Genomic DNA, 23,955 nt, shown 5'->3' on the forward strand with positions numbered 1-23,955 from the left:
GGGTATATAATATTTTTTTATTTTTTAAGCAATTATAATGACTAAATTACTAAAATTATTTTTTATTACTATCATCATTTTTAATAACATTGCTTTTGCAAAAGAAACAGGGTTCTATATAGGAGCAGAAGGCGGAATAGTTGAACCGGTCGTTAGTAAATTCCGACATAAACACTCAAATACCGAAATAATTTTAAAAAAATCAAGTATGTATAGCGGAAAAATAGGCTATATAATATATCCACAGATAGCTATTGAATTCTCAGCAACTTATCAACCTAAATATCGTCTGCATTACGTATTACCTCAGCAAAATTTAAGTAATGGTCTCACTATTCCTAAAACCCCAGGTAATACTAAAGTATTATCAAATATATATATGCTAAATCTTATTTATGATTTAGAAAAAATAAAAACTTTCACACCTTTTGTAATACTTGGAGGCGGAATAGCACAAGTAAAAGTTAAGTCTACCTCCTCTAAGTGGAGTGTTATAAATGGTGATTATTTTAAAGTAAGAAGAACTCATAAAAATTGTGTTGCGTGGCAAGCAGGTCTTGGAGTTTCACAAGATGTAACTTCAAATTTAAGTATTGATGCAACCGCAAAATTACAAACGGCATATAGAGTAAGAATTAATTATGATACGCTTGATATGAAAACAGGACAATTCGTGCCGGCAAATCCTATCAAAAAAACTATAGCCGTTGGAGAATTTGGCGTAGGATTTACTTATAGATTGCCATTTTAAGAATTCTGTGAAATATTTATATAAAGCAATAATGTCATCCCAAGCCGGCCTTGTTGTATAGCTTGCAAAACACGCTCGGTGTCATTCCTGCGAAAGCAGGAATCCATCATAAAGCGAGATAAATCGAGCTTTTAATTTCAAAAATTTGCCGTATTTATGCTTTTTTTTTGGATTCCTGCTTCCGCAGGAATGACATAACAGCCACAGGATAACAATACGAAATCTGCTTCATATAATAAAATCAACTATATAAGGAAAAAATATGTCCTCAAAAGCTACTAACTCTTCTTCTACCCCTAACGGTCATGATAAGACAGTAAAAACTACCAAGCCTGTTCTGAATGGTGCGGTTTCAAATCATAACACTTATGATGAAGTGCCGTATGAAAGCTACCCATATGCTCTTACAAATCCTTATCACTTAAGTACGCTTGCAAATCTTTTCGGTGTGAATACTCCTGAAGTCGAGAATGCAAAAATATTAGAGCTTGGTTGTGCAGCAGGGGGTAATTTAATACCACATGCAGTTCTTTATCCAAAAGCTCATTTTGTTGGGGTTGATTTTTCTAAGGTACAAATTGACGAAGCAAATAAAAATGTTAAAGAACTAGGATTAAAAAATATAGAGTTCCATCATTGTTCGATAACCGATATTGATGATTCTTTCGGTAAGTTTGATTATATAATTTGCCATGGTGTAATTTCTTGGGTACCAAAAACCGTTAGAGATAAAATTTTTGAAGTTTGTAATAAAAATCTTAGTCCAAACGGAATAGCATATATTAGCTATAATACCCTCCCTGGCTGGAATATGGTCCGTACTATTAGAGATATGATGATGTATCATTCTAGCTCATTTGCAAATGTCCGTGATAGAATAGCTCAATCTAGATTGTTACTAGAATTTGTTAAGGATAGCTTAGAAAACTCTAAAACCCCTTATGCAGAAGTATTAAAAACCGAAGCAGGACTACTTGCTAAACAAACCGATCATTATTTACGTCATGATCATCTAGAAGAAGAAAATGCTCAATTCTACTTCCATGAATTTATGAATGAAGCAAGAAAGCACAATTTACAATATTTAGCCGATTGTAATCTTTCGACTATGTATCTCGGTAATATGCCTCCAAAAGTAGTAGAGCAGTTAAAAGCAGTGAACGATATAGTTAGAACTGAGCAATATATGGATTTCATTACGAATCGTCGTTTTAGAACCACTTTACTATGTCATAGTGATGTGAAAATTAATAGAAATATTAATAATGATGATATAATGAAATTTAATATGATCTTTAATATAGTGCCTGAAAAGCCGATTAAAGAAGTAGATCTTAATAATGCTTCCGAAGCCTTAAAATTCTTCTTAAACGGTAATAAAGATTCTAATTTAACAACTAGTTCGCCTTACATGAAAGCTATTTTATACACTTTCAGCGAAAATCTAAATAATCCGTTAAGCTTTGAGAAAATAACCTCTGAAGCCAATAAAAAGCTACATAGTACTAAATTAAACGAAATTAAAGCTGAGCTTTTAAATAATGCAATGAAGCTAGTACTACAAGGTTATATTAGTATTACAAATCAGAAGCATCGAAATAACCCTGAGCTTGATAAGCCTAAAACAACAAAAATGGTGATACATCAAGCAACTCATACACCTTCTATGTGGGTTACAAATTTAAAACATGAACCGATCGGCGTTAATTTCTTTGAGAAGTTTGCACTTAGATATATGGACGGTAAACATGATAAAAAAGCAATCATTGAGGCTGTACTTGGTCATGTAGAAAAAGGCGAGCTAACTTTAAGTAAAGAAGGTCAAAAAGTAGAAAACAAGGAAGAAATACGCAAAGAACTAGAAAGCTTATTTACTCCAATGATCGAGAAATTTTCTTCTAACGCTTTGTTGGTGTAATATATATTTCGTCATTGCGAGCGACTGAAAGGAGCGTGGCAATCTCATGAAATAATAACAAACTCTTGAGATTGCTTCGTCAATTACTACGTAATTTCCTCGCAATGACGAGGAAATTCTAAAGCATAATAACTCATGTTCATATTTTTTTATTTATTTGCAACATTAATAACTATCAGCAGCTTATGCGTTGTTTTAAGCAAAAATTCCGTATATTCGGTATTATGGTTAATTTTTGCATTTATCAACGGTGCAGGACTTATGATTTTGCTTGGAGCAGAATTTTTAGCTATGATGCTGATAGTGATTTATGTTGGAGCTGTAGCAGTATTATTCTTATTTGTGATAATGATGCTAGATATACATTTTAATAAGACAATAACACAGTTAAAAGAAAATCTTGCTTTAAGTATTTTTATAGCTCTAATAATGTTTGCTGATTTAGTAACAATTATTTTACTTGGCACTAAAAATATTAATTTCAGCTCGGATGTATCGTTTGCCATAACAAATGATATCTCAAATACTAAAGCAATAGGTAAGGTGCTTTACATCGATTTTATGCTACCGTTTCAAATGGCGGGGCTTATTTTATTTGTCGCTATGATTGCATGTATTACATTAACGCTAAAGAAGCGTGAAGGAGTAAAACATCAAGATATTACAAAGCAACTCTCCCATAATAAAAGTAATGTTGTATTGATGACAAAGCCTACTCTAAATAAAGGTGTCGAGAATATTAAATATGAATGAATATATTTCGCTTAATCATTATTTAATCTTAAGCAGCTTAGTTTTTACTATTGGGATGTTTGGATTATTTATGCATCGCAAAAATATTATCAATATATTAATGTCCATTGAGTTAATGCTGCTTGCAGTTAACATAAATTTTGTTGCATTTTCCATATATATGCAAGAATTATCAGGACAAATTTTTAGTATTATAATCTTAACCGTAGCAGCTGCCGAAACCTCAATAGGGCTTGCGATATTACTAATATATTTCCGTAATAAAGGCTCAATTGAAATCACTGACATTAATCAGATGAGGGGATAAGATGTATCAAAATCTTGCCATAATGATTATCATGTTACCGCTTGCATCTAGCGTAATAAACGGGTTATTCTTAAAAGTAATAGATAAAAAATTAGCTCAAATAATTGCAACCGGCTTCTTATCTTTATCTGCCTTATTCTCATTAGTAATATTTTGTGATGCGGGTCTAGACGGGAATATAATCCATATTAAATTATTACCATGGATTGAGGTGGGAAATTTTAAAGTAAATTGGTCGATTTATATCGATCAGCTCACTAGCATAATGTTTATAGCCGTAACATGGGTGTCAAGCGTCGTGCATATTTACTCGCTTGGCTATATGGCGGAGGATAAGGGGATTATACGTTTCTTGTCTTTTCTTTCGTTATTCACGTTCTTTATGTTAATGCTAGTATCCGCAGATAATTTTTTACAATTATTTTTCGGCTGGGAGGGCGTCGGGGTTTGCTCATATTTACTAATTGGTTTTTGGTATTCAAAAGAATCCGCCAATAAAGCAGCGATTAAAGCTTTTATAACTAATAGAGCCAGCGACTTTGCTTTTATCTTAGGCATAATAACGATTATTGTTTATTGTGGTTCGGCAAATTACAAAGATGTGTTTTCATCTGCAGAGTTATTATCTAATACAAAAATATTTTTACAATTTTCTATTCTAGATGTTATTTGCTTGTTATTATTCATCGGCTGTATGGGTAAATCTGCACAGATCGGTTTACATATATGGCTGCCTGATGCGATGGAAGGACCGACTCCGGTATCCGCACTTATTCATGCAGCAACCATGGTAACGGCAGGAGTATTCTTAGTAGCACGCTGCTCGTATTTGTTTGAATATAGCCCTTTAGTTCTACAGCTTATTACAATAATAGGCGGTGTTACTTGTCTTTTTGCCGCAAGCATTGCTATTATGCAAAGCGATATCAAAAAGATTATTGCTTATTCTACCTGTAGCCAGCTTGGTTATATGTTTATGGCTTGCGGGGTATCTGCCTATAATAGCGGGATATTTCACTTAATAACTCATGCCTTTTTTAAAGCCTTATTATTCTTATCAGCCGGCAGTGTAATACATGCAGTTCATGAGCAGGATATTTTTAAAATGGGTGATTTAAGAAATAAAATGCCGGTAACTTACGGAAATTTCTTAATCGGCTCACTTGCATTGATAGGTATTTATCCTTTGGCAGGGTTTTACTCTAAAGATTCGATTTTAGAAGCAGCCTATAGTAGCGGATCGTTTATGTTCATTTTTGGAGTAGCGGCCGCAATACTTACCGCTATTTATTCGATGAAGATTATTATGCTTGTGTTCCATGGCAAAACTAAGTTAGAAAAAGATGTTTTTGAGCATGCTCACGAACCGTCTAAAATAATGAATAATCCGCTTATATTACTCGTAGCAGGAAGCTTTTTTAGCGGTATGATAGGCTATTATTTACTTTCTATGGACAAACCAAACGGCTATTTTCACGAGAGTTTATTTAACTTACATATTTATAAGCTACTGATTTCTCATCCGCCTTTATATATAAAATTACTACCTATGGCGGTCGGTATAGTGGGGATTGTTATTGGCGTTTGTGTATATAAAGGTTTTCTGTCATCTCAGCCTTCTTCTATGTCATTCCTGCGGAAGCAGAAATCCACTAAAAGCCACAGGATGACATTCCTGTCTAATATAATAAAAAACAAATATTACTTCGACGAAATATATAATTTCTTAATTGTAAAGCCTATTAACTGTTTAGCTTCTTTATTTTATCTTGGCGATCAGAAAATAATCGATCGTTTTGGACCAAACGGTTTTTCACGAGTCGTTAATTGCTTTAGCGTTCTTACCGGTAAAACACAAACAGGATATGTTTTTAATTATGCTTTGTATATGGTATCGTTTATTGTTGTTGTAATTAGCGTTTTCGTTTGGAGAGGCTAGTGTATTTATGGCATTAAAAACTAAAACCGTCATTGCGAGAAGAATTACGTAGTAATAAAGGCGAAGCAATCTCAGGAGTTTATCCTACTTCACGAGATTGCCACGCTCCTTTTAGTCGCTCGCAATGACGGTCCTAAATCACTCATAATGACGGAAAAAACTTATAAAATCTTAAAATAACATGTTAGAATTACCTATTATATCTATCAGTATTTTCCTGCCGCTAATAAGCGTGCTATATATTTTGCTGTTTATTAGTCAAAGTAAAAAGGCAGATAAAGCGATATATGTAATGTATGTTGCAGTACTTAGTTCTGTTTTAACATTCATCTCAACTATTTATATTTTAATAGAGTTTGACTCTTCAAACCCCGCTTATCAATTTGTTGAACGCTATGCTTGGCTTGATAAAATCGGGCTTGAATTCCATGTAGGTGTTGACGGTATATCAATATTTTTCGTAGCTCTAACTTCTTTTCTTACTCTTATTTGCATAATAGGAAGCTTATTTACCGTTAAAAAATATATTAAAGAATATTTAGTATGTTTTTTATTAATGGAATCTTTTTGTATAGGGGCATTTACCTCAGTAAATTTATTATTATTCTATCTCTTTTTTGAAGCAATATTAGTGCCGATGTATATTATTATCGGTGTATGGGGCGGCGAAAATAGAATATATGCAGCTCTTAAATTCTTCTTATATACTTTCTTCGGCTCGGTATTTTTTCTACTTTCATTAATATATATTTATAGCAAAATTCATAGTTTTGATTTAACCTATATTCCTGAACTTACCGGTAATATTCCATTATTTGCTCAGCAAATTTTATGGTGGGCTATCTTTATTGCTTTTGCCGTTAAAATTCCCATGATTCCGTTTCATACTTGGCTACCCGATGCACACGTACAAGCTCCAACCAGCGGCTCTGTTATACTTGCCGGTATTTTGCTAAAACTCGGCGGTTACGGTTTCTTAAGAGTATTACTACCGCTATTTTCGAGTGTATCACAAGAATTTGCAATTTATGTAATTTACCTTAGCGTTATTGCAATAATATATGCGTCCCTTGTTGCTCTTGCTCAAAAAGATATGAAGAAGATGATAGCCTATTCATCAATTGCGCATATGGGATATGTTACGATAGGTATTTTTAGCTTTACCGAAGCCGGAGTTAGCGGAGCAATATTTCAGATGCTTAGCCACGGCGTGATTTCTTCGTGCCTATTCTTAATAGTCGGTACTTTGTATGAAAGATTGCATACAAAAGAAATAGCTAAATATGGTGGTGTTGCAAGTAAAATGCCTGTGCTTGCCACGTTTTTTATGATTGCAATGCTTGGCTCTGTCGGTCTTCCCGGTACTAGCGGATTTATCGGAGAGTTTTTAAGCCTGCTTGGGATTTATAAGGTGAATGTAGCAGCAACCTTTATAGCGGCTCTCGGCATAATCCTTGGGGCGGTTTATATGCTGAAATTATATAAAGAAGTAATGCTCGGTGAAATTACCAATAAAGAAATTATACATTTCAGAGATTTATATAAATATGAAATAATCTCAATAGTTCCTTTAATACTACTAATTATTTACTTTGGGCTAATGCCGAGTTCTATTTTAAATGTATTTAACTTATCAGTGAATAATTTGCTAGTAAAATTTTGATAACCTATATATAATAATCGTCATTGCGAGGAAATTACGAAGTAATTGACGAAGCAATCTCAGAAGTTTGTTATTATTTCATGAGATTGCCGCGTCGCTTCGCTCCTCGCAATGACGATCTTCAGTATCCGCACAATGACGGGAAAACATGGCAAAAGAAAATGCTATCACTTCATCAATTACAATTTAATATAAAACAAAGAAATTTATTTGATCTAAGTATTACTTTTCTTCTTTCTTCTATTACCTATATAAAAGGAGCTAATGGTTGCGGTAAAAGCTCATTACTAAGAATGATGGCAGGAATTATGCAACCAAGTAGCGGTAATATTTACTATAAAAATAATAATATTAATAATACTCTTAAACCTTACTGCACTTATATCGGTCATAATTTGGGGCTAAAACTTGAAATGACTGTTTTTGAGAATCTAAAATTTTGGTCGGAAATTTATAATTCCGCTGAAACCCTATACGCTGCTATTCATTACTTTAAATTACAAGATTTATTAGATGAAAAATGCTATAGTTTATCTAGCGGAATGCAGAAAGTCGTAGCCGCAGCAAGACTTATTGCCTGCCAATCTGACTTATGGCTACTTGATGAAGTTGAAACTAATTTAAGCAAAGAAAATAGAGATCTGCTAAATAATTTAATTGTTATGAAAGCAAATAGCGGAGGTATTGTCCTTCTATCCTCTCATCTAGAAAGTTCTATAAAATCCGCACAGATATTGCAGCTTGATTAATTATTATTGTTTTGAGTATTTTTATAAATCTTCCAATGTACAATAAAAAATATAAGACTAACTATAATCCAAATTGAACAATTAATTATTGTACTTACAGCACGTGCTTTAGTAACTTCTATACATTCATTTCTATAACTAATTCTCTTTTCTTCTAGCTCTTTTAGAGGCAAAACTCTTAATTGTTCATATAAATCCTTATCATATGATTTTAGCTTTAAATATTGCTCATTAGTACTATATTTTATGAGTTCCTCTTTATTAATATATTCCGGTAGGAATAATATAATGAATGCATTAAATGTAATAGAGAGCGTTATCAATAAAACTATAGTAGTAACAAAGCAAACTACCATACTATAAATTTGTTTTATAAGCATAATTTCTCAGTATAAATGAACAGTCGATAGGCGAGTATATTACCTATACTCGTAATCCTTATGTAATTTACTAGCTAGTGCCTGCTCCCATCTATCGCCATTTTGCAGTAATCTTTCTTTATCATAAATAAGTGCGGTATGAGTTAGGCTTGCAAACTCAAAATTAGGTCCTTCAACTATCGCATCTACAGGGCAAGCTTCTTGGCACAATCCGCAATAAATGCACTTTGTCATATCTATATCATAACGAGTGGTGCGTCTACTGCCGTCATCTCGCTCGTCAGCCTCGATAACTATAGCCTGAGCAGGGCAAATAGCCTCACAGAGCTTACAAGCAATACAACGCTCTTCCCCGTTTTCATAACGTCTAAGTGCATGCTCGCCCTTAAATCTAGGGCTAACAGGGCTTTTTTCATAAGGATAATTTATGGTAACTTTGGGCTTAAAGAAATACTTTAAAGTCAAAGCCATTCCCCTTACTATCTCATATAGAAAAAATGATTTTAAATAGTTTATCATAAAAATTATATATTAAAGGTCGATGGCATTATTGCAGCTTCTATGTCATTCCTGCGTGGCATTGTTGCGTGGACTGGTTTTCCGTCATTGCGAGAAGAATTACGTAGTAATTCGACGAAGCAATCCAGTAAAAAATTCTGATTTACAGAATTTTTTTATTATTTTTCTGGATTGCCACGTCGCTTCGCTCCTCGCAATGACGGCTCGGGTATCCACGCAACAATGACATAGATCCATACAACAACACCTAAACACTCGGCAAATTATCAGTATAAACAAGCACACTAGAGACTAATACCACCCAAAATAAAGTTAGAGGTAAAAATACTTTCCACCCCAAACGCATTAGTTGGTCATAACGATATCTCGGCAAGGTTGCTCTAATCCATAAAAAGCAGAACAATAAGAATCCGACCTTAAATACAAACCAAAAGAACCCCGGAATACAATCTAACCACGATATATTAAAGGGCGGCAGATAACCTCCTAAAAAGAAAGTCGTAGTCATTGCACTAACGAGTATCATATTAGCATATTCACCTAGAAAAAATAAAGCAAATCCCATAGAGGAATATTCAACATTATAGCCGGCGACTAATTCCGATTCTGCTTCGGGTAAATCAAAAGGTAATCTATTTGTTTCGGCAAGCACCGAGATAAAAAACACGACGCCCATAGGTAGTAGCATTAAATCAATCCACCACGGCAGAGTTCTTTGTGCTTCAATAATCCCACTTAAATTGAGAGTACCGGTAGTAAGTAACACGGTAATAATAACTAGTCCCATCGATACTTCATAAGAAATCATTTGAGCAGATGAACGTATAGCACCAAGGAAAGCATATTTTGAGTTACTAGCCCAACCGGCAATAATAATGCCGTAAACACTTAAAGAAGATATAGCAAGGATATATAAAACACCGACATTAATATCTGCGAGAACTACGCCCTTTGCAAAAGGTATAACTGCCCAGCCGATTAAACTTAATATAAAAGTTATCATCGGTGCTAAAATAAATAATATTTTATCGGAATTGGTTGGAATTATCGGCTCTTTGAATAAAAGCTTAACCGCATCAGCAATAGGCTGAAGTAATCCAAACGGACCAACGACATTCGGTCCACGTCGTAGCTGCATTAATCCAATAACACGACGTTCTGCATATGTTAAATACGCAACGCATAAAATTAAAGGTATAGTGATCGCCACCACCTTTAGAGCGATGATAATTAACGGAAAAATATATTCAAAAAAGAGTTCTGTCATAATGTTATTTAATTGTCATACAACCGTCATTGCGAGGAGATGCGAAGCATCGACGCGGCAATCTCAGGACTTTGGCACGAGATTGCTTCGTCGAATTACTATGTAATTCTTCTCGCAATGACGGTTTAGGTATCCACACTCTTTGCGTTTGCTTGCAATGACGACTCTTCATGCCGCCCTCTCATTTCTCTTTTCCTTAGCCTCTACACACTTAGCCATAGTGACCGAGTTTTTACTAATTACATCAGTCATATAATAATTAATAGGTCCCGTAGTTATAGGCTCTTTTGATAACTTATCTTTAGAGCTAAATTTAGCAAATTTACTCTCTACAATTTTATCAATATTAGCAAATATCTTATATTCTTTAGCAAGTTTGGCTCTTACTTCTTGTAAATCACTCATTCCGATATCTATTTTCAGATAACCGGCAAGCTCTTTAATAATTTCTATATCTTCTTTAGCTGTTCCTACAGGCGATACTGCTTTTTCCGCTATTTGAGGTCTTCCTTCTAAATTTACGTAAATTCCACTCTGCTCGGTATAAGCTGCCGCAGGTAAAATTACATCAGCATTCGCAGCACCTAAATCCCCATGATGTCCTTGATATATTATAAAAGCCGATTTTAGCTTATCAAATGGGAGTTCATCAGCTCCAAGTAGGTAAGCGAGTTCTAACTCTTCAAGTTTAATAGGAGTATTAAAACCTATGTCAAGACCGCCGACTATAGAAGCGTGATTATGCAATATATTAAAGCCTTGAAAGTCATCACGCATAATATTATATTCAGCCGCCATCTTATGAATAAGCGACAATATAGCATATCCGTCATCTCGCCCGTATACGCCGTCACCTACTATAATCATCGGATATTTTGCTGCTTTTAAGGCTTTCGTAAACTCATGAGTACCAATAGCTAGCTCTTCAATAATCTTAATATCACTTCCTAAATCCTGAATTCTATAAGTTTGGTTATGTCCTTCACCTATTCTTGCCACTTTTAATGAGCCTGCACGCACTCTTTGCCCTATTCGGCTATTTAATACCGGAGCTATCTGCCTTGGATTTGCTCCGATTAGTAAACATAAATCAGCCTTTTCTACACCGGCAATAGTTGTATTAAATAAGTAGTTTCCTCGCTGCGTGGTATCAAATTTATAATCAAACTGATTAACGCTATAATTATTAGAACCAAGCTTTTGCAGTAATGTTTTTAGCATGAACATTGCTTCAACAGATGCGAGAGAGCCGGCAATAGCAGCAATTTTCTCTGATTTTACGGATTTAATTTTATCTGCTATCGTCTTTAAAGCCTCAACCCAGCTAGCCTCTACTAACTTACCGTTTTTTCTGATATAAGGGAGATCTAAGCGTTGATATTTCAAACCGTCATAACTAAAACGATTTTTATCAGAAAGCCATTCCTCATTTATTTCTTCATTAACACGAGGTAATATTCTCATTACCTCATCGCCTCTACTATCTATACGAATATTGGAACCTTCGGCATCATGTACACCAATGCTAGCGGTATGTTTTAGTTCCCATTTACGAGCTTTAAAGGCATAAGGTTTGGAATTTAAAGCACCGACCGGACAAATATCTATCATATTACCGGAAATTTCAGAATCGAGCGTTTGCTCTAAATATGAAGTTACCTCCATATGCTCGCCACGATGGATAGCTCCCATTTCTTCTATTCCGGCTATATCATTTGCAAATCTAATACATCTTGTACATTGTATACATCTAGTCATCGCTGTTTTAATCAGCGGTCCCATATATTTATCTTTAATAGATCTCTTATTTTCATGAAATCTATTAGTACCTTTGCCGTATCTAAAAGCCTGATCCTGCAAATCACACTCACCGCCTTGGTCACAAATAGGGCAATCTAAAGGATGATTAATAAGTAAAAACTCCATCACCCCTTCACGGGCTTTTTTTACCATAGGCGTATCAGTGTGAATAACCATACCGTTACTTACCGGCATTGCACAAGAAGCTATAGGCTTGGGTGATTTTTCCATTTCAACCAAACACATACGGCAATTACCAGCGATTTTTAGACGCTCATGATAACAAAAATGCGGGATTTCTTTGCCTGCTTGTGTGCAAGCTTGATAAATGGTGCTACCTTCTGATACTTCTATTTCAGAGCCGTCTATATTCAGCTTTATCATTTTTACTTTATCCAATAAGTCATAGGGTTTGGGTATGCCTGATCCTCTATCATATATTTAAAACCGATGGCAATACGAAGTACATACCAAACAGCAAGTGCAAAGTATAGTACTACTCCAATAATGATAAACGTAAATATGAAACATACAATCCACCCAAGAACCCCAAGGCAAAAAGTACGGAATAAAAACACGTAATGACTAGTAGCAAAATTATCACCTTTATCTTTATTAAGATATGCAAAAAATACTCCAATTAATGGTAATATCGGTGCTACTACCCCGCATAAATATAATATATATACTACAATTAAGTTTTTCTTACCGCTCTCGGTATATTCTTTAAGATGCTTGTCCATATGTTTTCCTTTTTATGTCGTGCCGTGTAGCATTGTTGCATGGATACCAAGTCGTCATTGCGAGCAGTCGTAGGCTGCGTGGCAATCTCGTCAAATATCCTGAGATTGCTTCGTCAATTACTTCGTAATTTCCTCGCAATGACGATATGACAAAACTACCCCTTCAAACTCTCTACCACAAAATGCATAATACTGCCGTGCTTTATATAATTTATCTCATTATCCGTAAATATTTGCAATATTAAATCGATCGTTCTTGCTTCACCGATTTGTTTTTTTATCACGCATTTAACAGGATTATAAGGCTTTATTTGTTCACTTAAGCCTATAATATCAATAGTTTCCGAACCGTCTAACTTTAAATCTAATCTTGTATTATTGCCGGTAAAAGTTAGCGGTAAAATACCCATACCAACTAAATTTGAACGATGTATTCGCTCAAAGCTCTCGGCAATCACTGCCTTTACGCCAAGCAGTTGCGGACCTTTTGCCGCCCAATCTCTAGACGAACCGCTACCATATTCTTTACCGGCAAAAATTACCACAGGTACATCATTAGCTTTATAGTCCATAGCCGCATCGTAAATAGTTTGCTGAGTACTACTTAATTGGTTTATAGTAAAGCCCCCTTCTACTCCCTTACACATTTCGTTTTTTATACGGATATTAGCAAATGTGCCACGCATCATCACTTCATGATTCCCTCTACGTGATCCGTAAGAGTTGAAATCTAGAGACTCTATATGATGGTCCATTAAATATTTAGCAGCAGGGCTGGTTTTACTAATACTTCCTGCCGGCGAAATATGATCGGTAGTAATAGAATCACCGAAAATTGCTAGAATTTTTGCAGATTTTATATCTTTTATACTATTCTTGCTGCCTATATCCTCAAAATAAGGCGGATTATTAATATAGGTACTGTTCTTATTCCAGTTATAAGTAGAGCTAGTTGTAATCTGTAAATCTTTCCACTCTTTCGTTCCACTAAATATATCGGAATATTTTTCTATAAACATAGAGGAATTAATTGAATTTGCAATAACTTCATCTATCTCTTCTTTGCTTGGCCAAATATCTTTTAAATAAATATTTTTTCCTATCGGCTGATTATTTAAATCTATATTAAGAGTGCCACTAAGTGCATATGCTACGACTAAAATAGGCGAACCGAGATAGCTTGCTTTAGTAAGTGGATTAATTCGCCCTTCAAAATTCCTATTACCAGATAAAACAGAAGCAACAACTAGCCCGTTTTTGTTAATAGTTTCCTCTATTTCCGGATTTAGAGGTCCGGAATTACCGATGCAAGTAGTGCAGCCGTAACCTACTAGATTAAACCCTAATTCATCTAAATATTTATCAAGACCGCTAAGCTTCAAATATTCTGTTACGACTTTTGAGCCTGGAGCAAGAGAAGTTTTAACCCAAGGTTTTACCTTTAATCCGTGTTCTAGTGCTTTTTTGGCAAGAAGCGCTGCCCCAATCATCACCGGAGGATTTGAGGTATTAGTGCAGCTAGTGATCGCAGCAATTACCACATCACCATTACCGATTTCATAAGCCTGATTTACTACGGCATATTTTTTATCAATATCCTTATTTTCTAAAGCTAAATTCGGCAATTCTTTTTTGAAGCTATTTGCAACATCGTTTAAATTTACTCTATCTTGCGGACGTCTTGGCCCGGCAAGTGAGCTTTGTACTTTCGATAAATCTAGCTCTAAAATTTCGGTATATTCTGCCTCATGCTCAAAATCATACCAAAGATTCTGCTCGTTTGCGTATTTTTCTACTAATTTGATTTGCGTTTTTTCTCTACCTGTTAGCTCTAAATATTTTATAGTTTCTTGGTCAATCGGGAAAAAGCCACAAGTAGCACCGTATTCAGGCGACATATTAGAAATGGTAGCACGATCGGCAATCGTTAGATTTTTTAGTCCCTCACCGAAAAACTCAACAAATTTGCCTACTACTTTCTTTTTCCGTAGCATCTCGGTAACAGTTAAAACTAAATCGGTTGCTGTAGCTATGCCTGTTAATTTTCCTGTTAGTTTTACCCCAATTACTTCCGGTAGAATCATAGTAAGAGGTTGTCCAAGCATTGCAGCCTCTGCCTCTATTCCGCCAACTCCCCAACCAAGCACCGATAATCCATTTACCATGGTTGTATGGCTATCAGTTCCAACTAAACTATCAGGGTAAGCAAGTCCGTCTTTATGCCACACGACTTTTGCTAAATATTCTAAATTTACCTGATGACAAATACCCGTACCAGGCGGCACTACTTTAAAATTATTAAATGCCTGCTGCCCCCATTTAAGAAACTGATAACGCTCAATATTGCGTTTCATTTCCATTTGCGCGTTTTTATCGAATGAATCTTTAGCTGCATAAGAATCAACGCTTACGGAATGGTCTATTACCAAATCAACAGGAATAAGCGGATTAATTTTTAACGGTTCTCCTCCTATTTTCTTCATCGCATCACGCATAGCAGCTAAATCTACAATAGCAGGCACACCGGTAAAATCCTGCATCAAAACTCTTGCCGGCATAAAATTTATTTCCGCATCAGATTTTTTAGTTTTTAGCCATTCTTTAAATACAAGTAAGTTTTGCTTTGAACCATTAGAACGTAATACGTTCTCAAATAATACTCTTAAACTATATGGAAGCTTTTTTAAGGGAAGTTCGATATCGCTTGCCGCTTTATTTATATCGTAAATTTTGTAGGAAGTATTATCAATTGATAGTTCTTTAAGATATTCTGAATTATGCACTTTTGACATTTGTTTCTCACTTGATTATGTGGAATGAACATCGTCATTGCGAGGAAGTTACGAAGTAATTGACGAAGCAATCTCAGGATGTTTGACGAGATTGCCGCGTCGCTTCGCTCCTCGCAAGGACGGGAAAAAGCCTCGCAATGACATTAAAATAACCTTATCTCAAAACGTAGATTTTTAAAACAAATTAATGTTGTTCTGATAAAGATTTTTGAAGCTCTAGAAGCTTAGCTGCTATTTCTGCTTCATTTAAATTTGTAACGTTAATAGCAGTTTCCGTTGCTATATTAACATAACTTCCCGTTACTTCGGTTACACCGCCGGAAACAAGATAAGTAATTTGTGGGTTGTATATATCATCTATATAAACCTGTACTAAACCGGCTTTCAAACTAACAATCATCGGAGCATGACTCGGTAGCACTCCAAACATACCTTCCTCACCCGGCATTGTTACCATTTTAGCTTGCTTTTCAAATGCAATACTTAAAGGAGTAATTATTTTGACTAGAGTTGTTTCGTTCATGGGCTAATTATATTTTCGTCATTGCGAGGAAATTATGAAATAATTGACGAAGCAATCTCAGGAATTCGTTATTATTTCATGAGATTGCCACGCAGCCTACGGCTGCTCGCAATGACGATTATGGTTACATTTATCCTTTCAAAATCTTCGCTTTCTCTATAGCCTCGTCCATAGTTCCGACCATATAAAAAGCAGCTTCTGGTAAATCATCATATTTACCCTCTACAAGCCCTTTAAAGCCTGCTATAGTATCGGCTAAATTAACAAATTTGCCTTCAGCTCCGGTAAATACTTCAGCGACATGGAAAGGCTGTGATAAGAAACGCTGTATTTTTCTAGCACGCGACACGGTTAGTTTATCTTCTTCGGATAGCTCATCCATACCTAAAATAGCGATGATATCCTGCAACGATTTATAAGTTTGTAAAACCTGCTGCACTTGTCTTGCTACGCTATAATGCTCTTCACCGACAATCATCGGGTCAAGTACCTGAGAATTACTATCTAACGGGTCAACTGCCGGATAAATCCCAAGTTCGGCTATCTGACGGCTAAGTACTGTTGTAGCATCTAAATGTGCAAAAGAAGTAGCAGGAGCAGGATCGGTTAAATCATCTGCCGGTACATATATAGCCTGCACGGAAGTTATTGAGCCGTTCTTAGTAGAGGTGATACGCTCTTGTAGTTCTCCCATATCGGTCGCAAGAGTAGGCTGATACCCTACCGCTGACGGAATCCTACCAAGCAGTGCCGATACTTCAGAACCTGCTTGAGTAAAACGGAAAATATTATCTACAAAGAATAAAACATCTTGCCCCTCATTCATATCTCTAAAACTTTCCGCAATGGTCAGACCGCTTAATGCAACTCTTGCCCTTGCTCCCGGCGGCTCGTTCATTTGTCCATAAACAAGAGCTACTTTTGAATTTTCCGGTTTCTCAAGGTCAATCACACCGGAGTCAATCATTTCATGGTAAAGATCATTACCCTCTCTAGTTCTCTCACCGACTCCTGCAAATACGGTATAACCGCCATGGGCCTTAGCTACATTATTAATAAGCTCCATTATAAGCACGGTTTTACCTACACCTGCACCACCGAATAGTCCTATTTTACCGCCTTTAGTATAAGGAGCAAGTAAATCAACAACTTTAATACCGGTTACTAATATATTACGCTCGGTTGACTGATTGGTAAAATCAGGAGCAGACTTATATATAGAAGAAATATTTGAGCTTTTAATGTCTCCTTTACCGTCAATCGGCTCACCTACAACATTCATAATACGCCCAAGCGTCTCAGTACCTACAGGAATACGAATAGGACTACCTGTATCTATTACTTCTACACCCCGCACTAATCCTTCAGTAGAATCCATAGCAATGCAACGTACTGTATCATCACCTATATGTTGTGCTACTTCCAGTACTATCCTTTGTTTATCGTTATAGCACTCTAGAGCATTTAAAATTTCCGGTAATTTACCGTTATTCGTAAATTTTACATCCACCACCGCTGAAATAATCTGAGTAATTTTTCCAATATTTTTTGTCATGATTTTTTCTTTTATTATAATACTTAAAATCATTATTAAGGGTTTATGTGACGAAGATCAACTTCAAAAAGAGCAAGGAGTCTATAAGGCGAGGAGCGGAGCGTATACTTAATACGTGAGCACCGCAGAACTTATAAGACGAGGTAGCCAATTTTTGAAGTTCATCGAGTCACACCGCTTCAGAGCCGGCTATAATCTCTATCAACTCAGTAGTAATAATAGCTTGTCTTGATCTATTTAGCTTTAAAACTAATTTACTTATTAAATCATTAGCGTTATTTGTTGCATTTTCCATTGCAGTCATTCTCGCTCCCTCTTCGCTAGCTCTATTTTGTAGTAGAGCATAATTTATTTGTGAATTAACATATAAATTAATCAAGCTAGAAATTAGATTTTCTCCTTCATATTCATAATTATAGTCAATTGATTTGGACTCGCCTACTGTGTCACTCGTCGCTCTCCTATTATTTATAGGCTTCGCTCCTTGCTCCTTGTATCCAAATCCAACTGAATTGACTATAGAATTATCTGCAGAATCATCATGATATTTTTCTATCGGTAAAATCTGTTGTCTAGTCATAATTTGAGTCATTGCGTTTTTAAATTTATTAAAATATATAACACAATTACTAACTTCTAGATTTTCTACCGCTGACATGATTTTTTGCTTTACTTGCAGCATCAGATTTTCATCATGAATTTTGGGTAACTCAAAATAACTATCAATATAATTTGCATATTGCCTTTTTAGTGCTTCATAACCTTTTTTTCCTATAATGATAAGCTTTATTTGTTCGCCTTTATTTTCTAACCCTTTAATATCATTCTTAACTTGCTTAATTATACTGTAATTAAACGTTCCGCATAAACCACGCTGTGATGTCATAACTATCAATAAATTTGCTTTATTCGGTATAGTATTAAAAAATTTCTGCTCTTCTATAGATAGCTCATACATATCAATTGATAATATGTCGGACATCATTTTACTAATAGCCTCAATATAAAAATTTGAATTGGCTATTTGGCTTTTTATTTTTGCCATTTTAGAAGCTGATACTAGTTGCATTGCTTTAGTAATCTTTTGTGTAGATTTAACGCTTTTAATTCTAGTTCTTAATTGCTTTAAATTTGACATAGTAGTTTTTTGGTTTTTATGTCATTCTTGTGTACTCTCGTCATTGCGAGGAAAAACTGTAAGTTTTGACGAAGCAATCCAGTTAAAAATGCGTAGCATTTTTTTATTATTTTCTGGATTGCCGCGTCGCTTCGCTCCTCGCAATGACGATTTAGTATCCACACAAAAACAACATCATATTATTTAACAAATTCCTGAACAAACTTCTCTAAAAATGCTTTTAGTTTCTGCTCGGTTTCTTCGGTTATACGTTGCTCGTTTTTTATTGATTCTAAAATATCTTTTTTATTTAACCTTATTTCAGCAAGCATTGCTTCTTCAAATTCTTTTACTTTCTGAAGCGGTACATCATTTAAATATTTCTTAGTTCCGACATAAATACTTACTATTTGCTCTTCTACCGGAAAAGGATGATATTGAGCTTGTTTTAATATCTCAACTAATCTTTTACCGTGATCGATTTGTGCTTTAGTGGCAGGGTCTAGATCTGACCCAAATTGTGAGAAAGATTCAAGCTCTCTAAACTGAGCAAGTTCTAGCTTTACCGAACCTGCTACCTGCTTCATAGCCTTTATTTGTGCTGCAGAACCAACACGGCTTACCGAAATACCGACATTAACGGCAGGTCTTACGCCTTTATAAAATAACTCACTTTCTAAGAAAATTTGACCGTCGGTAATTGAAATAACATTTGTTGGGATATATGCGGATACATCACCTGCCTGCGTCTCAATTATAGGAAGAGCAGTAAGTGAGCCGCTACCTTTTTCCTCTGACATTTTAGCAGCACGCTCAAGCAATCTTGAATGCAGATAAAATACGTCACCAGGATAGGCTTCTCGCCCGGGAGGTCTTCTAAGAAGTAATGAGATTTGTCTGTATGCAACGGCATGCTTACTTAAATCATCATAAATAATAAGTGCGTGCATGCCGTTATCACGAAAATATTCTCCCATACTACAGGCAGAATAAGGGGCAATGAATTGAAGAGCTGCAGCTTCCGATGCGGTAGCCGAAACAACGATTGTATAGTCCATTGCTCCGGCATCTTCTAGTTTTTTTACTATCTGTGCAACGCTTGATCTTTTCTGCCCAATAGCTACATAAATACAATAAATTTTATCGCTTTCATTAGCAAGTGAATGAGCTTGTTTTTGATTAATAATAGTATCAACCGCTATCGCCGTTTTTCCGGTTTGTCTATCACCGATTATTAACTCTCTTTGCCCTCTACCTATCGGAATTAACGAATCTATAGCCTTTATTCCGGTTTGTACAGGTTCGCTTACGCTCGTTCTTTCTATTATTCCCGGAGCTTTCATCTCGATATGTCTGTACTCTTTACTTGCAATATCGCCTTTGCCGTCAATAGGGTTACCAAGAGCATCAACAACACGACCAAGCAGAGCTTTTCCTATCGGTACTTCTAAAACTTCTTTAGTTCTTTTGACATTATCGCCTTGCTGTACTTGATTATCATCGCCCATAATTACGGCACCGACGCTATCATTTTCCAAATTTAAAACAAGACCCTTAACACCGGATTTAAATTCTACTACCTCACCGGATTTTACATTAGCAAGACCGTAAATTTTGGCTATACCGTCACCGACCGAAATTACCTGCCCTACTTCCTCAAGCTCACTCAAGCAATTAATATTAGCTATTTCCTTTTGTAATATTTCAGCTACTTCAATAGGCTTTAGTTTCATGGGTTTTATGTCTCCTACTAATATTTGTATGTTATTCCCTCATAGGTGTTAGTTTAAGGATCGATGTCATTCCTGCGAAAGCAGGAATCCATGAAAAAAAGTATAAATACAGCAAATTTTTGAAACTAAAAGCGGGGGTTATCTCGCTTTATGCTGGATTCCTGCTTTCGCAGGAATGACATCGATCCTACGCAGCAATCCTAACTTTCTTCAAACTCTTAGCTATTTTATCTAAACTACCCTTAATCGAGTAATCTTGCAACATACTATCATATTTAATTATAATGCCGCCGATAATAGTACTATCAATATCAAATAATATTTCTGTTTTTTGATTTAATTCTTTTTCTATACGAGATTTAATCCACTCTTGCTCTTTAGGTTGTAACTTATTTGCAGAAATAACCTGAACTATTTTTATGTTTTTACTTTCATATAGTAAAGTATTATAAGCATCTACTATATTAGATAAAATAGCAGTACGAGAATTTTTTACCAACAACAATAAAAAATTATTCACTATTTTGTTAAATTTAGTATTTTTTACTAACGAATTAACCACATTAATTTTATCATCCTTATTTACTATAGGAGAAAATAGGAACTCTCTAATATCAAAATTATCGGTAATTATACGATTTATAGCGGTAATTTCTTCAAAGATTTTATCTTGTATATTATCAACCATAGCGTTATTAAATAACGCCACTGCATAATTCTCGATTAAATTATCTTTGTTCATACATGTATCGCCCTATCATAAGCAGCAAGGGCTGACTCATGCATCATTTCCGATAAAGTCGGATGTGAAAAGATAGTATTAATTAAATCCAACTCCGTTCCTTCTAAATTTTTTGAAACCACATATCCTTGTATTAATTCCGTAACTTCCGAACCTATCATATGAGCACCGAGCAACTCACCCGTCTTAGCATCAAATATAGTTTTAATTAAGCCATCGCTATCACCGCTTACTAAAGCTTTGCCATTAGCTATAAAAGGGAACCTGCCTATTTTTAATTCATAACCTAAAGCTTTCGCTGCTTCTTCCGTAAGTCCAACGCTTGCTATTTGCGGTGAGGAATAAGTGCAGCCTGGAATGTTATGTTTGTTAATAGCATGGGGTTTTAAGCCCGCTATGCTTTCCGCTGCAATAATACCTTCATGGCTTGCTTTATGAGCTAAACAAGGCACTCCTGCCACATCGCCTATAGCATAAATTCCTGATTCCGCAGTTTGCATTAATCCGTTAGTAACTATATAGCCGTTTTCTACTTTAATTTTGGTCTTTTCAAGTTCTAAATTTTCTGTATTTGCCGTAATGCCTACTGCCATAAGCAAGATTTCGGCTTGTAACTTTTGCGCTTTACCGGATAACTCTAGCTCAACTTCTATCTTATCTTTTGATTTTGTTTGCTTAATTAATTTAGCATTTGTAATAATTTTTATTCCCTTTTTCTCAAAATTCTTATGAGCGATTCCGGCAATTTCCGTATCTTCGGCAGGCAATATTCTATTATGTGCCTCAATTACGGTAACATCCACACCGATATTATTATAAAACGAAGCAAATTCTATACCTATTGCACCTGAGCCGACAATAATCATAGATTTTGGCACATGCTGCGGTATCATAGCTTCTTTTGAAGTCCATATTTGTTTACCGTCAGGCTCAAAACCTTTTAACACTCTAGACCTTGCTCCGGTAGCTATAATAATATTATCTGCTTTTACCTTAAGGTTATCATTTATATTTATTACCTTATTTCCTGCAAGGCTTGCTACTCCGTCTATCACGGTAACTTTATTTTTCTTAAGTAACAATTTAACCCCGCCCGCTAGCTTACCTGAAATTTCTCTTGAACGTTCAACTATTTTCTTAATGTTGATTTCAGCACCTTTAGAATCAATTCCATAATCTTTAGCATGTTTTATATATTCAAAAATCTCAGCAGATTTAAGCAGGGATTTAGTCGGTATACACCCCCAATTAAGGCACACCCCTCCTAAATGTTCTTTTTCTATTAATACAACTTTTTTCTTTAATTGTGCTGCTCTAATTGCCGCAACATATCCACCAGGACCACCGCCTATAACGGCCACATCGTATTGTTCCATTTTATTTTTATTTTGTTGGTTTTGTTATTATAAGTATCAACGTCATTGCGAGGAGATGCGTAGCATCGACGCGGCAATCTCAGCAATCCTAATACTGCTTCATGAGATTGTCACGCTCCTTGCAGTCGCTCGCAATGACGATTAGAGTATACTACTCTTCAGCATCCATCTGTTTTTTTCATGTACTTTAATCCGTCCAATAATCATATCAGCTGTACCCTCATCGCCCTCTGCTTGTGCTACTTTGAGTCCCTTATATAATGTATCTCTAATAATATCTTGATCTTTTGTTAGACTTTTAAGCATTTCGTTTGCTGTTACGTTTGGATTTGCCTCATCTATAGATGCAAGTTTTATCAAATTTGATAATACAGGGACTTTAGCACCTAAACTTCTTATTCTTTCGGCAAGCTCATCTAAGCTTTCGGCTAAATCTTCATATTGTCCTTCAAATAATAAATGTAGACTTCTAAACTCTGCTCCTTCTACATTCCAGTGATAATTCTGTGTTTTAAAATATAAAGCATAACTATCTGCTAAAATTTGTTCTAAAGCTTTTACTACTTGCATAATATCCTCAAATTTTTATGAACTTTTTGACTTTATAACATTTCTTTAGATACTTCAAGAGATAACAGGGCTTATATAAATTCCTGATATATTTCTTTTCTGTGTTTGATTGCAATAATAATTACCGTAGATGTTTCTTGTTCAATACGGTATATAATACGATAATCACTTATTCGGAATCTTCTATGACCTTTCAAACTATAGCGTAACGGTTTACCAAAAGCTATGGGTTCAAACATTAATCGTTCTTCAATTGCACATTTGATAAGAGTTTTTGCATTGGAGGAAAGCATTGGGATATGCTTATTTGTTACTTCTTCTAGATAACATATTTTATAATTCATTTCCACGCTTCTTCGTGAGAGTAAGTTTTAGCATTCTCTTTATCAAGCTTTTTAGCAACTTTTGACAGAAATAAATCTTCTCTCATTTCAAGAGCTTCAAGTGTTAATTCTCTGACTAAACTCGATAAAGATTTATTTTCTTGAACTGCTAAATTACTAAGCAAAGTGGAAATTACCGGCTCAAAAGTAACATTAACTCTTGGACTTTTAGACATATAGACTTATTTTTATTGATTAGTATTATTGTTGTAACACTTTTACATCACTCAAACAATAAAATTATCAATTAAGAATACAATTGCAATGATTATATATTAAATATTAATTTTTATTAGTAATTTCTTGACTAATCTATTAGTTTTATCTATTATGCCACCTTAATTTAAAACTTAAGGATAGAACGGCATGAATTAC

23 protein-coding genes are annotated in these 23,955 nt (G+C 35.1%); 7 read left to right on the forward strand and 16 right to left on the reverse strand.

The annotated features are described in order from the left end of the window. The first annotated feature begins 37 nt into the window (after window positions 1–37). From ACNFN7_RS02640 to ccmA, 7 genes are all read left to right on the forward strand, one after another. The gene (locus ACNFN7_RS02640; RefSeq protein ID WP_485440711.1) at window positions 38–751 is read left to right on the forward strand and encodes an outer membrane protein; all 714 of its coding nucleotides are present in this window, start codon (window positions 38–40) and stop codon (window positions 749–751) included. A gap of 262 nt (window positions 752–1,013) precedes the next feature. Next, complete coding sequence (locus ACNFN7_RS02645; protein WP_485440712.1) at window positions 1,014–2,669, forward strand: methyltransferase regulatory domain-containing protein; 1,656 nt, start codon at window positions 1,014–1,016, stop codon at window positions 2,667–2,669. A 135-nt stretch (window positions 2,670–2,804) separates the two neighbouring features. Beyond that, the gene (locus ACNFN7_RS02650) at window positions 2,805–3,422 is read left to right on the forward strand and encodes an NADH-quinone oxidoreductase subunit J (RefSeq protein WP_485440713.1); all 618 of its coding nucleotides are present in this window, start codon (window positions 2,805–2,807) and stop codon (window positions 3,420–3,422) included. Then, window positions 3,415–3,729 (forward strand): NADH-quinone oxidoreductase subunit NuoK, encoded by a 315-nt coding sequence (gene nuoK / locus ACNFN7_RS02655; RefSeq protein WP_011271556.1) that lies wholly within the window; start codon window positions 3,415–3,417, stop codon window positions 3,727–3,729. Before ACNFN7_RS02650 ends, nuoK begins: the two co-directional genes overlap by 8 nt. Window positions 3,730–3,760: 31 nt before the next feature. Beyond that, window positions 3,761–5,668, forward strand: a complete 1,908-nt coding sequence (gene nuoL, locus ACNFN7_RS02660; protein ID WP_485440876.1) for an NADH-quinone oxidoreductase subunit L — start codon at window positions 3,761–3,763, stop codon at window positions 5,666–5,668. 181 nt (window positions 5,669–5,849) lie between these two features. After that, a complete protein-coding gene (locus tag ACNFN7_RS02665; RefSeq protein WP_485440714.1) occupies window positions 5,850–7,331 on the forward strand; it encodes an NADH-quinone oxidoreductase subunit M in 1,482 nt (493 codons plus the stop codon). 161 nt (window positions 7,332–7,492) lie between these two features. Further along, window positions 7,493–8,080, forward strand: coding sequence for a heme ABC exporter ATP-binding protein CcmA (gene ccmA / locus ACNFN7_RS02670; protein ID WP_485440877.1), 588 nt, complete (start codon window positions 7,493–7,495; stop codon window positions 8,078–8,080). Here the strand turns inward: ccmA and ACNFN7_RS02675 are convergent. From ACNFN7_RS02675 to ACNFN7_RS02750, 16 genes are all read right to left on the reverse strand, one after another. Further along, entirely contained in the window at window positions 8,077–8,460 is a 384-nt protein-coding gene (locus ACNFN7_RS02675; RefSeq protein WP_485440715.1) for a hypothetical protein, read from the reverse strand. The genes ccmA and ACNFN7_RS02675 overlap by 4 nt on opposite strands. Before the next feature lie 39 nt (window positions 8,461–8,499). Then, window positions 8,500–8,979: an NADH-quinone oxidoreductase subunit NuoI gene (gene nuoI / locus ACNFN7_RS02680; RefSeq protein ID WP_011271560.1), complete on the reverse strand. Its 480-nt coding sequence runs from the start codon at window positions 8,977–8,979 to the stop codon at window positions 8,500–8,502. A 247-nt stretch (window positions 8,980–9,226) separates the two neighbouring features. Next, on the reverse strand, window positions 9,227–10,246 hold the full coding sequence (nuoH, locus tag ACNFN7_RS02685) for an NADH-quinone oxidoreductase subunit NuoH (RefSeq protein ID WP_485440716.1): 1,020 nt from the start codon (window positions 10,244–10,246) through the stop codon (window positions 9,227–9,229). Window positions 10,247–10,414: 168 nt separating this feature from the next. After that, on the reverse strand, window positions 10,415–12,430 hold the full coding sequence (gene nuoG / locus ACNFN7_RS02690; protein WP_485440717.1) for an NADH-quinone oxidoreductase subunit NuoG: 2,016 nt from the start codon (window positions 12,428–12,430) through the stop codon (window positions 10,415–10,417). A 2-nt stretch (window positions 12,431–12,432) separates the two neighbouring features. After that, on the reverse strand, window positions 12,433–12,789 hold the full coding sequence (locus ACNFN7_RS02695; RefSeq protein ID WP_485440718.1) for a DUF4870 family protein: 357 nt from the start codon (window positions 12,787–12,789) through the stop codon (window positions 12,433–12,435). A gap of 155 nt (window positions 12,790–12,944) precedes the next feature. Next, window positions 12,945–15,581: an aconitate hydratase AcnA gene (acnA, locus tag ACNFN7_RS02700; protein ID WP_485440719.1), complete on the reverse strand. Its 2,637-nt coding sequence runs from the start codon at window positions 15,579–15,581 to the stop codon at window positions 12,945–12,947. A gap of 184 nt (window positions 15,582–15,765) precedes the next feature. Beyond that, window positions 15,766–16,104 carry a F0F1 ATP synthase subunit epsilon gene (locus tag ACNFN7_RS02705; RefSeq protein WP_485440720.1) on the reverse strand — a complete coding sequence of 113 codons (339 nt, stop codon included), beginning with the start codon at window positions 16,102–16,104 and terminating at the stop codon, window positions 15,766–15,768. A gap of 130 nt (window positions 16,105–16,234) precedes the next feature. Then, window positions 16,235–17,659 carry a F0F1 ATP synthase subunit beta gene (gene atpD, locus ACNFN7_RS02710; protein ID WP_485440721.1) on the reverse strand — a complete coding sequence of 475 codons (1,425 nt, stop codon included), beginning with the start codon at window positions 17,657–17,659 and terminating at the stop codon, window positions 16,235–16,237. A 169-nt stretch (window positions 17,660–17,828) separates the two neighbouring features. Then, window positions 17,829–18,797, reverse strand: coding sequence for an ATP synthase F1 subunit gamma (gene atpG, locus ACNFN7_RS02715; RefSeq protein ID WP_485440722.1), 969 nt, complete (start codon window positions 18,795–18,797; stop codon window positions 17,829–17,831). Between the two features lie 21 nt (window positions 18,798–18,818). Beyond that, a complete protein-coding gene (locus ACNFN7_RS02720; protein WP_485440723.1) occupies window positions 18,819–18,959 on the reverse strand; it encodes a hypothetical protein in 141 nt (46 codons plus the stop codon). A gap of 17 nt (window positions 18,960–18,976) precedes the next feature. Further along, window positions 18,977–20,509: a F0F1 ATP synthase subunit alpha gene (gene atpA, locus ACNFN7_RS02725; RefSeq protein WP_485440724.1), complete on the reverse strand. Its 1,533-nt coding sequence runs from the start codon at window positions 20,507–20,509 to the stop codon at window positions 18,977–18,979. Window positions 20,510–20,696: 187 nt separating this feature from the next. Continuing rightward, entirely contained in the window at window positions 20,697–21,251 is a 555-nt protein-coding gene (atpH, locus tag ACNFN7_RS02730; protein WP_485440725.1) for an ATP synthase F1 subunit delta, read from the reverse strand. Beyond that, a complete protein-coding gene (gene lpdA, locus ACNFN7_RS02735) occupies window positions 21,248–22,627 on the reverse strand; it encodes a dihydrolipoyl dehydrogenase (RefSeq protein ID WP_485440726.1) in 1,380 nt (459 codons plus the stop codon). Before lpdA ends, atpH begins: the two co-directional genes overlap by 4 nt. 141 nt (window positions 22,628–22,768) lie before the next feature. Beyond that, a complete protein-coding gene (locus ACNFN7_RS02740; RefSeq protein ID WP_485440727.1) occupies window positions 22,769–23,197 on the reverse strand; it encodes a Dps family protein in 429 nt (142 codons plus the stop codon). Between the two features lie 71 nt (window positions 23,198–23,268). Then, on the reverse strand, window positions 23,269–23,490 hold the full coding sequence (locus ACNFN7_RS02745) for a type II toxin-antitoxin system RelE family toxin (protein WP_485440728.1): 222 nt from the start codon (window positions 23,488–23,490) through the stop codon (window positions 23,269–23,271). A 47-nt stretch (window positions 23,491–23,537) separates the two neighbouring features. Next, window positions 23,538–23,756 (reverse strand): DUF6290 family protein, encoded by a 219-nt coding sequence (locus ACNFN7_RS02750; RefSeq protein ID WP_485440729.1) that lies wholly within the window; start codon window positions 23,754–23,756, stop codon window positions 23,538–23,540. Window positions 23,757–23,955: the final 199 nt, after the last annotated feature.

It is taken from the genome of Rickettsia sp. MAE-05, from assembly GCF_057319745.1.